11 protein-coding genes, 1 tRNA gene and 1 other RNA gene are annotated in these 10,110 nt (G+C 43.6%); 5 read left to right on the top strand and 8 right to left on the bottom strand.

The features are described from left to right. On the bottom strand, positions 1-302 hold a 302-nt coding region (locus FN732_RS08935; protein ID WP_142933554.1), incomplete at its 3' end, for a helix-turn-helix domain-containing protein. A 164-nt stretch (positions 303-466) separates the two neighbouring features. On the opposite strand from FN732_RS08935, the gene FN732_RS08930 reads away from it, so the two are divergent. Both FN732_RS08930 and hrcA read left to right on the top strand, forming a co-directional pair. Then, positions 467-985: a gamma carbonic anhydrase family protein gene (locus FN732_RS08930; protein WP_142936205.1), complete on the top strand. Its 519-nt coding sequence runs from the start codon at positions 467-469 to the stop codon at positions 983-985. Positions 986-1,015: 30 nt separating this feature from the next. Beyond that, positions 1,016-2,044, top strand: coding sequence for a heat-inducible transcriptional repressor HrcA (gene hrcA / locus FN732_RS08925; RefSeq protein WP_142936204.1), 1,029 nt, complete (start codon positions 1,016-1,018; stop codon positions 2,042-2,044). Here the strand turns inward: hrcA and ffs are convergent. Both ffs and FN732_RS08915 read right to left on the bottom strand, forming a co-directional pair. Further along, positions 2,042-2,139, bottom strand: an RNA gene (gene ffs, locus FN732_RS08920) — signal recognition particle sRNA small type. The two genes, hrcA and ffs, sit on opposite strands and share 3 nt — an antisense overlap. Before the next feature lie 30 nt (positions 2,140-2,169). Further along, positions 2,170-2,264, bottom strand: a tRNA-Ser gene (locus FN732_RS08915). 117 nt (positions 2,265-2,381) lie between these two features. Between FN732_RS08915 and rplM the strand changes: the two genes are divergently transcribed. Genes rplM through argC form a run of 3 tightly spaced genes read left to right on the top strand, consistent with a single transcriptional unit; the run spans position 2,382 to position 4,251 of the window. Next, on the top strand, positions 2,382-2,810 hold the full coding sequence (rplM, locus tag FN732_RS08910) for a 50S ribosomal protein L13 (RefSeq protein WP_142936203.1): 429 nt from the start codon (positions 2,382-2,384) through the stop codon (positions 2,808-2,810). Positions 2,811-2,822: 12 nt separating this feature from the next. Beyond that, complete coding sequence (gene rpsI / locus FN732_RS08905; protein ID WP_142936202.1) at positions 2,823-3,233, top strand: 30S ribosomal protein S9; 411 nt, start codon at positions 2,823-2,825, stop codon at positions 3,231-3,233. Next, positions 3,205-4,251, top strand: a complete 1,047-nt coding sequence (argC, locus tag FN732_RS08900; RefSeq protein ID WP_142936201.1) for an N-acetyl-gamma-glutamyl-phosphate reductase — start codon at positions 3,205-3,207, stop codon at positions 4,249-4,251. The genes rpsI and argC overlap by 29 nt, the downstream gene beginning before the upstream one ends. A gap of 22 nt (positions 4,252-4,273) precedes the next feature. On the opposite strand, the gene FN732_RS08895 is transcribed toward argC, so the two are convergent. The 5 genes from FN732_RS08895 to rpsO all read right to left on the bottom strand — a co-directional run bounded on the left by FN732_RS08895 (position 4,274) and on the right by rpsO (position 9,937). Then, complete coding sequence (locus FN732_RS08895; protein WP_142936200.1) at positions 4,274-5,818, bottom strand: 2-isopropylmalate synthase; 1,545 nt, start codon at positions 5,816-5,818, stop codon at positions 4,274-4,276. A 49-nt stretch (positions 5,819-5,867) separates the two neighbouring features. Further along, positions 5,868-6,563: a rhomboid family intramembrane serine protease gene (locus FN732_RS08890; RefSeq protein ID WP_142936199.1), complete on the bottom strand. Its 696-nt coding sequence runs from the start codon at positions 6,561-6,563 to the stop codon at positions 5,868-5,870. A gap of 9 nt (positions 6,564-6,572) precedes the next feature. Next, on the bottom strand, positions 6,573-7,427 hold the full coding sequence (locus tag FN732_RS08885) for a dUTP diphosphatase (RefSeq protein WP_142936198.1): 855 nt from the start codon (positions 7,425-7,427) through the stop codon (positions 6,573-6,575). Further along, the gene (locus FN732_RS08880) at positions 7,420-9,558 is read right to left on the bottom strand and encodes a polyribonucleotide nucleotidyltransferase (RefSeq protein ID WP_142936197.1); all 2,139 of its coding nucleotides are present in this window, start codon (positions 9,556-9,558) and stop codon (positions 7,420-7,422) included. Before FN732_RS08880 ends, FN732_RS08885 begins: the two co-directional genes overlap by 8 nt. A gap of 109 nt (positions 9,559-9,667) precedes the next feature. Continuing rightward, positions 9,668-9,937 (bottom strand): 30S ribosomal protein S15, encoded by a 270-nt coding sequence (gene rpsO / locus FN732_RS08875; protein ID WP_142936196.1) that lies wholly within the window; start codon positions 9,935-9,937, stop codon positions 9,668-9,670. Positions 9,938-10,110: the final 173 nt, after the last annotated feature.

Genomic DNA, 10,110 nt, shown 5'->3' with positions numbered 1-10,110 from the left:
ATCTGAGGTTGTCTTACTCTGTGGGGTCTTTTGTTTCTGTCTTTGAGGCCTTCTAAACCGTACTTTTTGTATCTATTTTTCCATTTGTAGAAGGTGGTTGGACTTATTCCGAAGTATCTGCAGGTTAGTCTTGCATTTTGGTGTTTTTCGTAATGTTGAATCCATTTAAGTCTTTTTCTCACGTTTGGGTCTTTTGTTAGGTCGAGTTTTGTTTTTATTTTCGTTCCTCTTTTGATTGTTTTTTTGAAGGGTGTATTTGATATGTGCAGGGATGTTCCTTTGAATTTCTTTAATTGTTTCATTGGTGGACACCTCCTTTTGTTGGAGTTCAAATCTTATTTTAGGGTGTCCACCTTCTTTCTGAACTTCAACATATTGTTTTTTTATTCTATAATTAACTAACAAAAGATGTTGATAAATTTTCACCAGTAGTAAAATACCGAAAACTTTATATTCTGGAGGTAGAATGGTTAAGCCGTACAAGGGTATCTACCCAAAAATTGGAGAGAGGGTATTTATAGCTGAAAATGCAACGGTTATAGGGGATGTTGAGATTGGTAACGATAGCTCTATCTGGTTTGGAACAATTTTGAGGGGAGATGTTAACTACATAAGAGTCGGTGAGTGTACGTCCATTCAGGACGGAACTGTTGTTCACGTTACAAATCAGACCCACCCGACGGTAATTGGAAGTTACGTTACCGTAGGACACTCTGTTAAGCTCCACGGATGTACAGTTGAGGACAACTGCTTAATTGGAATAGGAGCAATCATTTTGGACGGTGCAGTAATTGGGGAGAACTCAATAGTTGCTGCCGGAACGTTGGTTCCACCTAACAAAAAGTTTCCTCCTAATAGTTTAATAATGGGATTTCCGGCTTCTGTTAAAAGGGAACTAACAGAGGAGGAAATTGAGGGGCTGAGGAAACACGCCTTAAGGTACGTAAAGTACAAGAACCAGTATTTAAAAGAAGGAATATATTAACTTTCGGAAACCCAAATTTTAGTTTTGAAAATGAAGGGATTAAAAATGGAACTAACAGAGAGAGAAAGAGATATACTCCTCAAAATAGCAGAGCTCTACATAAAGAGTGGGGAACCTGTAGGCTCACGAACCCTTCAGAAGGCATACTCCTTGCCTTTTAGCCCTGCTACGATAAGAAACGTTATGGCCGACCTTGAGGATAAAGGTTACCTTTTTCAGCCCCACACATCGGCTGGAAGAGTTCCAACAGACGAAGGACTGAAAATTTATCTAAACAGCCTCTTTATTGCCCTTGGTAGAGAGGATGAAACTTTAGTAAACAGACTAATAGAGTCAATAAGAAGTGAGAACCTAACTGAGAGGGAGGAAATTCTCTCCAAGGTATTAGATTTCCTTCAGGAGAGTACAGGATACGTTGGCTTTGGAATTAATCTCGTTGAAAATTTAACCGTTAACAATGTAATGCTATTGAAGGTTTCTTCTGACAAGGTTCTAATAGTTATTAACTTTTATCCGGATTACGTCGTTCACAAGGTTATAAAAGCAGACATTACCGAAAGGGAGTTGGCAAAAATTTCAAAAATCCTAACTCAAAAATTTAAGGGAAAGACCTTACAGAAGGTTAAAGAGGAACTTATAAAGGAAATTGACAGTCTAAGGAGGGAGATTTCAGACATAATTTTTAGATTAAACTCCCACATACTAAAATCGATAAATGAAATCGACTACTTCGAAGTTCAGGGAGCTCCAAACATCATAAACCTCGTTTCAGGAGATGCAGAGAGGTTAAAAAGGGTAATAGAGCTCCTCGAGGAGAAAACACTCCTCTTGGAGGTTTTAAGGAAGTTTCTTAACGAAAAGAAGAAAATTGATGTAATCTTAGGCTCAGAGGTTAAACCTGAGATACCTCAGGTGAGCTTTGTCTTAGGAAAGTACTCTGTAGGATTTCAAAACGGCGGTATAGTTGGCGTTTTAGGTCCAAAGAGGATGAACTACTCCGAGATTATTCCCTTGGTTGAGAACGTTGCAAGGGCAATTTCTCTACTGCTAAATAAGTAGAGCCGGAGCCTTACCACACACGCCCTTCAGGCTTACCGTTGCTCCCTTCCGGGCCTGGCGGGGTTCACCCTCCGGGCGTTGTGGAGACCCCGGCATTATGAGAACAGTTCTAATTTTCTCTTATGTGGCGGAGGGGGCGGGATTCGAACCCGCGGTACCCCTTGTGGGGGTACACACGATTTCCAGTCGTGCCCCTTCAGCCAGACTCGGGCACCCCTCCGTGCTGAAAGCTAATATAGTCTCAATTTAAAAGGTTGACAAGAGAAAAGTACTTTAGTAAATTTCCGCTGCCCGCTACATTTTCGGCGTTAAAAACGCCACTATTTGGAGGAAACAGATGAAAACCTTCATGCAGAGAAAGGAGGACGTACAGAGAGATTGGTACGTGGTAGACGCTACGGGAAAAACTCTCGGTCGTCTGGCTTCTGAAATTGCAAAGATTCTGATGGGTAAGCACAAGCCTACCTACACTCCACACGTTGATGGTGGAGACTTTGTTGTTGTTGTTAATGCTGAAAAGGTCTTTGTGACAGGGAAGAAGTTGGACAAAAAGGTCTACTACTGGCACACAGGATACCCCGGAGGACTTAAACAGGCAACGTTAAAGGAGCTTCTCCAGAAGAAACCAGAAGAAGTAATAAGGCTTGCAGTAAGGGGTATGCTTCCTAAGAACAAGCTCAGGGACAGGAGAATGAAAAGGCTGAAGGTTTACGCCGGTCCTGAACACCCACACAAAGCACAAAATCCTAAACCCCTTGAGCTTTAATGGAGGAAAGTAATGGCTGAAGTTAGATACTACGGAACAGGAAAGAGAAAAACTGCCATAGCAAGGGTGTGGCTGATACCAAATGGCAGCGGAAAAATTACTGTAAGAATTTCCAAGAAAAAGGAAGTTCCTGCAGAGGAGTACTTCGGAAGGTTAGCTCTTCTCAAAATAATGCAGCAGCCCTTTGACGTGACAGGAACAAACGGGAGGTTTGACGTTCTCTGCACCCTAAAAGGAGGAGGAAAGTCTGCCCAGGCTGATGCCGTTAAGTACGGAATAGCGAAGGCTTTACTTGCATTTAATCCTGAACTAAGACCAACCCTTAAGAAGGCTGGATTCCTAACAAGGGATGCAAGAATAAAGGAGAGGAAGAAGTACGGTCAAAGGGGAGCCCGTGCAAGGTACCAGTGGTCAAAGCGTTAAAGTTGCTGTTGTTGGAGCTTCTGGATATACGGGGGCGGAGCTCCTTCGCCTCCTTCTACACCATCCGTTTGCCGAGGTTGTCTATATAACATCCCGCCAGTTTGAAGGTAAAAAACTAACAGAGGTCTTCCCCCACTTTTTAAAAAGCAAGTACGAAAACTTAGTATTTGAGGAATACAATCCCGATAGGTTTTCAGATATTGACGTTGCCTTTCTGTGTCTTCCCCACGGAGCATCTTTTCCAATCGTTAAGGAGCTCTACTACAGAAATCCAAACTTAAAAATCGTTGACTTCAGCGCAGATTTTCGGTTCAAAAGTCCAGAAAATTACGAAAGAACCTATAGGGTTGAACACACTGCGAAGGATCTCTTTTTAGATTCGGCCTACGGCTTACCCGAGATAAACAGGAGCGAAATACCGAAAAAAAGGATTGTTGCAAATCCCGGATGTTACCCTACGAGCATCATTTTAGGACTCTATCCGGCAAGGATAAAGGGATTGATAGACACATCATTCCCCGTCATTGCAGACAGTAAATCGGGAGTTACAGGGGCAGGGAGAAAGGCAAATTTGAATCTACTATTCTGCGAGGTTAACGAGTCGTTCAAGGCCTACTCTGTGGAAGGCCACAGACACGCTCCAGAGGTAAAGGAGAAACTGGAACTCCCACTCTTTAGATTTACCCCACACTTGGTACCGATGAACAGGGGAATCCTCTCAACCATTTATTTTAAAACTGATGCTGAAAGAGAGGAGCTCCAGGAAATTTACAAGGAAGTTTACAAAAACGAGTACTTTGTCAGAGTTAGAAGTACTCCTCCTAAAACATCCGACGTTTCAGGAACCAACTTCTGCGATATCTACGTAACGAAGGACGAGTCAAACGAACTGGCCGTTGTTGTTTCTGTTATCGATAACATAGGGAAGGGAGCATCCGGACAGGCCGTCCAAAATATGAACCTGTTAATTGGAGCTCCAGAAAATACAGGACTAACACTGTTTAGTAACTGGATATAAACCTCCCTTAGGAGGGAGGCAGTTAAATTCCTTTTTTCTTATTCTTCCTCTTTTCAAGCCTGTTTAGAGCCTCTAAGAAAGCTAAAGCCGATGCTCTAACGATATCGGGGTCTACTCCCCTTCCGCTGACTCTAAATCCGTTTGACTCTATTGTTACGTAAACCTCTGCCTGAGCATCGGTTCCGGCAGTAAGAGCCCTTATCTTAAAGTCCTTAAGTTGAATGTCCTCTCCCAATCCCAAGGCGTTTCTTATTGCCCTGTAGGTTGCATCAACGGGACCGTTTCCTACGGCAATACCCAACTTCTCACCTTCGGGTGTCCCAATTTTTACCGTTGCCGAGGGTATTACTCCCTCTCCACTAACAGCCTGATTGTAGAGGAGTTCGTACGTCTTCTCTCCTGCTCCTTCTAAACCCTCTATGAGGAGCTCTATATCAACGTCGTAAATCTCCTTCTTCCTCGAGGCAAGTTCCTTAAACTTTCTGAAGGCCTCCTCAAACTGCTCTTCTGATAGTTCAACTCCCATCTCTTCCAACTTTTTCCTGAAGGCGTGTCTTCCCGAATGTTTCCCTAAGACAATCTTTGACTCCTTAAGTCCAATGTCCTCAGGCTTCATTATCTCGTACGTTTCTGGACAGGCAAGAACACCGTGCTGGTGGATTCCAGACTCATGAGCAAAGGCATTGTCTCCCACAATAGGTTTTGTCTTTGAAATGAGAACCCCTGTTAACCTACTTACAAGTTGAGATGTTTTGTATATCTGCTTCGTATCTATATCGGTATAAACTGGAAAGTGGTCGGAACGGACCTTCACTGCCATAACAACTTCCTCTAAGGCAGCATTTCCTGCCCTCTCACCGAGGCCGTTGATGGTACACTCAACCTGTCTGGCTCCAGCCATTACTGCCATGAGGGAGTTAGCCGTTGCCAGCCCCAAATCGTTATGACAGTGTACGCTTATTATTGCTCTATCAACGTTTTTAACGTTTTCCCTAATCGATAAAATCTTCTCGTACCACTCATCTGGAACGGCATAACCTACAGTGTCAGGAATGTTAACAACATCAGCTCCGGCCTCTATAACTGCCTCAATTACCTCGTAAAGGTACTTCAAATCCGTTCTACCGGCATCCTCTGCCGAAAACTCAACCTCTGCCTTTTCACCCATTATCTCCCTGGCAAACTTAACTGCCCAGACGGCCCTTTCTAAGGCCTCTTCCCTTGAAATTTTCAGTTTGTACTTAAGGTGAATGTCGGAGGTAGCTATGAAGGTGTGAATTCTCACCCTGTTCCCTTCCTTTAGAGCCTCCCATGCAGTTCTTATATCCTCTTCCCTTGCCCTTGCAAGTGAACAGACGGTAGAGTTTCTAACCTCCTTAGCTATTCTCTTTATTGCCTCAAAATCGGCAGGGGAGCTTATGGCAAATCCAGCTTCAATTACATCTACCCCCAACCTCTCAAGCTGTTTTGCTATTTGAACCTTTTCATCTACCGTTAGGTTCACTCCGGGAGTTTGCTCTCCATCCCTGAGTGTTGTATCGAATATGTAAAGCTTTTCCTTTTTCAATCTTCCCTCCTAATTGCAAATTATTTGCAACTATCTTAAAGTTATTCCCCTAAAGGGAAATTTCAAACTCCTCTTCTTTTCTTCTGTAGAGCATCTTAACGAGGACTATCCCCGTTATAAAACCACCTATGTGGGCAAACCAGGCAACTCCCCCCATGGATAGGTGGTTGACAGAGATGAGGGCACTCATGAACTGCATCAGAAACCAGATACCTATCCAGAGGGAGGCAGGAAGAACAATCACATCTATAAAAAAGAAAATAAAGATTAACGTAAGTATCTGTGCTCTTGGAAACATAACTGCATAGGCTCCCAAAACGCCGCTTATGGCTCCAGAGGCTCCTATAAGGGGAATGTTTGAGTTTGGATAGACGAGCGATTGTATAATGGCTGCACTGATTCCGCATAGGGTATAAAAAATAAAGTACTTCAACTTTCCCAACCTGTCCTCAACGTTGTCCCCAAATACCCACAAAAAGAGCATATTTCCAAAGATGTGAAGGAATCCCCCGTGAAGGTACTGGTAAGAAATTAAGTTTCCGTAGGGTGTTAACGGGTCGGGAGGAGGAATATCAACCCCGTGCATTACCTCAAAGGGAACAACAGCAAACATTCGTATAAAAACTTCTCTTATATTGGGAGGAAGGAGAATTTCGTAAAGGAATACAATTGAACATGCAACTATTATAAGAATAGTAACAACGGGAGTTGAACGGCTTGGGTTAAAGTCCTTTATAGGTATCAACCAATCCTCCTATCCGGTACTTCCAAAACCTCCCTCTCCCCTTAGGGTTTTCTCGAGGGACTCCACCTCCTCTGCTTCAAGGGGGAAGAATCTCCTTGGAATGAGCTGAACGGCCCGCCAGGGGAGCTCCGGCAACTCCTTTTCCTGATTGACCTTTATAAGGGGTACCTTTATCGTTCCCCTGTAAGTCATATCTATTATTCCAACAGAGTTTGCAAGGATAAAACCGCTCTTATAGATGGAGGAGCGGGGAACGAGGTCAAAGTAATATCCTGGAGGCGGGGAAACCCTTACACCTGTATCAAAAAAGTAAACGTTTCCTTCAACCTTTAACAGCTTTATCAGATATAGGTCAAATCCACTGTCCGAAATTCTCTTTTTAAACGGAGGGAGAGCTCCCTCCTCAAGGGAAAACTTAAATGAGGTTCTTTCCCACTTTTCTCCGGTCAAAAACTTTAGAAACCTTTCAAAGAAGTACTCGGAGCGCTCCTCCGTATCCTCATCGTAGAATAGGTGAATTAGGAGGTTGGCGCTTTCTCCCGTTATGAAGAAACCGTCTTCCGTTTCCAAAGGAGAGAACTCACTTAAAAGGGAGAGGAGCTCCTCCTCAACCTTTTTGATTTTTGGGATAAAAACTGTCCTGTTTCCCCAAATGCCGGATGATTCAAAAACTCCCCTTAAAAAGTTGATATCAACGGAAAATTCCTTTGGAATTTCCTCAACTTCAAGCAAAAATTCCTTCTTTAACCTTCTTAACCTGCTTTTAAGTAGAGAGTGGAGTTTAATTGCAACGTCTAAAAATTTCTCACTGAACTTAATCTCTCTACCTTTAGAGAAAACCCAGCCTGCTGCCCAGTTACTCATCCTTCCTCTCCGGCTCTGAGTAGAATCCTCCCTGTTCCCTGAGCTTTCTCTCCTCCTCGGGAGTTACGTCTATTCTGCTCAGTTTTGGCCTTCCCATCTGGTCAAACTCAATAATCTTAACTGGAATAACGTCCGAAACCTTTATGTTTTCAAAAATGTTCTCCCTTACCTCCGGAGGAAGCTTTGATATGTGAATCAGTCCAATCTTACCGGGAGCAAGCTCAACAAAAGCCCCGTAGTTCTCAACCCTTGTAACCTTTCCTAAGTAGGTGTTTCCTACTTCTAAGTCCTTCGTAACGTCCTCAATCATCTTGAGGGCTTGAGCTGCAGCTTCCTCAGTGGGAGCTGAGACTAAAACTGTCCCGTCCTCCTTAATGGTTATCTTAACTCCTGCCTTGTCTATTATTGTCTTAATCGTCTTTCCTCCAGGACCTATTAAATCCCTCGTCTTTTCAGGCTCTATGTGAGTTGTAACAATTCTCGGAGCGTAAGGGGAAATTTCCTCTCTCGGTCTGCTTATTACAGCGTCCATCTTGTCAAGTATGAAAAGCCTTCCCTCCCTCGCCTGTGCAAGGGCTTTTGAGAGAACCTCCCTTGAAATTCCCTTGACCTTTAGGTCCATTTGAATTGCAGTTACTCCCTTCCTCGTTCCTGCAACCTTAAAGTCCATATCCCCTAAGTGGTCTTCATCTCCCAAAATATCTGAGAGAACTACAAACCTGTCTCCCTCCATAATTAATCCCATCGCAATTCCAGCAACCTGAGCCCTTACTGGAACACCTGCATCCATAAGTGAGAGGGAACCTCCACAGACTGTTGCCATTGAGGAGGAACCGTTTGATTCAAGGATATCCGAAACAACCCTGATAACATAGGGAAACTCCTCTTCTGGAGGTATAACAGGTGAAAGTGCCCTTTCTGCAAGAGCTCCATGTCCAATCTCCCTCCTTCCAGGTCCCCTGAGTGGTGCAATTTCCCCAACGCAGAATGGAGGGAAGTTGTAGTGGAGCATAAACCTCTTCTGCTCTTCCGGCATCAAACCTTCAACCAACTGGTACTCTTCCGGAGTTCCAAGTGTCGTTGTAACGAGAGCCTGAGTTTGTCCCCTTGTAAAGAGGGCTGAACCGTGGGCCCTTGGTAAAAGTCCTACCTCTATGGAAATAGGCCTTATTTCGTCTGGCTTTCTTCCGTCGATTCTCACTCCCCTCTCTAAAACCATCTTCCTTACAAATTCCTTCTCTGCTTCGTTAAAGGCTTCCTTTGCAAGCTTATGGTCCTCCTCAGGAATATTAAGCTCTATAAGCATTAACTCTTTAAGCTCTCTAAGTTTTTCCCTCCTTTCATGCTTATCAGGAATTGTTATTACTGGCTCAATCCTCTCAAAAACCCAGTTCTTAATCTTTTCCCTCGTTGTCTCATCGAGAGAGGGAGCTATAAACTCGTACTTGGGTTTCCCTGCAAGGTTCCTAAGTTCCTCCTGAGCCTTCGTTATCTTCTTTATCTCCTCGTGGGCAAAGAGAATCGCATCCAAAACTTCCTCTTCGGGAACTTCGTTTGCCCCCCCTTCAACCATAACAACTGCATCCTCAGTTCCAGAAACGACCAAGTTTATATCTGCCCTGTGGAGCTCCTCGTAGGAGGGATTTATCTTTAGTTCTCCATCAATTCTTGCAACTCTAACAGCTCCAACTGGCTTTTCAAAGGGAATTCGTGAAATGTGGAGTGCGGCGGAAGCACCGTTTATTGCAAGAACGGAAGGGTCGTTCTCCTGGTCTGCAGAAATAACAAAGGCAATTACCTCAACGTCATTTCTAAAGCCTTTGGGAAAGATAGGCCTTATTGAACGGTCTGTAACCCTTGCCTTTAGAATTTCCTCATCCGTAGGTTTTCCTTCCCTCTTTATAAATCCACCGGGTATCTTACCTGCGGCGTAGGCCCTCTCTCTATATTCAACCAACAGGGGAAAGAAGTCAACGTCCTCCCTCGGTTCATCACTCATTACTGCTGTAACTAAAACCATTGTATCTCCTTGAGAAACAACAACGGCTCCATCTGCCTGCTTAGCAACTTTTCCAGTTTGAAAACGTAAAGGTCTACCACCAACCTCTATTGCAACTTCGGATACGGACATAAGTAACCTCCAAATATTTTTGATTTATTTAAAATTTAACTACGAAATAATATCAAAGGAAGGAGGGAAGACGGGAAGGAGGGAAGGGGGAGAAAGGAGCTCCCCCAAGTTACTTTCTGAGACCAAGTTTGAGAACGATGTTCTGATACCTGTTAAAGTCCTTTTCCTTTAGATACTTAAGGAGCTTTTTCCTTCTACCTACGAGCCTCTGGAGAGCTCTCTTGTTGTAGTTGTCGTGCTTGTTCTCCTGAAAGTGCCTTGTTAGGTTCTTAATTCTCTCTGTCAAAATAGCAATCTGTACCTCTGGAGAACCTGTGTCCTTGTCGTGAAATCCGTACTTCTTAACAATCTCCTCTACTACATCCTTGTCTATCGGCATACCTACCTCCTATTTCGTTTCACCGGTGGCAAAAGGCAAGAGGAAATTTATCAACCTTTTTTTAAATTGTAAAGGGAATGTTCTCGTTCAATACATGGTGGACACCCTGGAGTTTTTTAATATATTCCTCAAACTTCTCTACTGGAGTCTTATAACCAAGACCTTGATGAGGC

It is taken from the genome of Balnearium lithotrophicum, from assembly GCF_900182585.1.
In the GTDB taxonomy this organism is placed as follows: Bacteria; Aquificota; Aquificia; order Desulfurobacteriales; family Desulfurobacteriaceae; genus Balnearium; species Balnearium lithotrophicum.
Note: the sequence above shows the minus strand (reverse complement) of the source record. Positions and strands in the feature narration are given on the sequence as shown.

Coding starts and splice junctions, on each gene's coding strand:
- FN732_RS08930 (WP_142936205.1), top strand. CDS start 467: ATGGTTAAGCCGTACAAGGGTATCTACCCAAAAATTGGAGAGAGGGTA.
- rpsO (WP_142936196.1), bottom strand. CDS start 9,937: ATGCCGATAGACAAGGATGTAGTAGAGGAGATTGTTAAGAAGTACGGA.
- FN732_RS08880 (WP_142936197.1), bottom strand. CDS start 9,558: ATGTCCGTATCCGAAGTTGCAATAGAGGTTGGTGGTAGACCTTTACGT.
- rplM (WP_142936203.1), top strand. CDS start 2,382: ATGAAAACCTTCATGCAGAGAAAGGAGGACGTACAGAGAGATTGGTAC.
- rpsI (WP_142936202.1), top strand. CDS start 2,823: ATGGCTGAAGTTAGATACTACGGAACAGGAAAGAGAAAAACTGCCATA.
- hrcA (WP_142936204.1), top strand. CDS start 1,016: ATGAAGGGATTAAAAATGGAACTAACAGAGAGAGAAAGAGATATACTC.
- FN732_RS08885 (WP_142936198.1), bottom strand. CDS start 7,427: ATGAGTAACTGGGCAGCAGGCTGGGTTTTCTCTAAAGGTAGAGAGATT.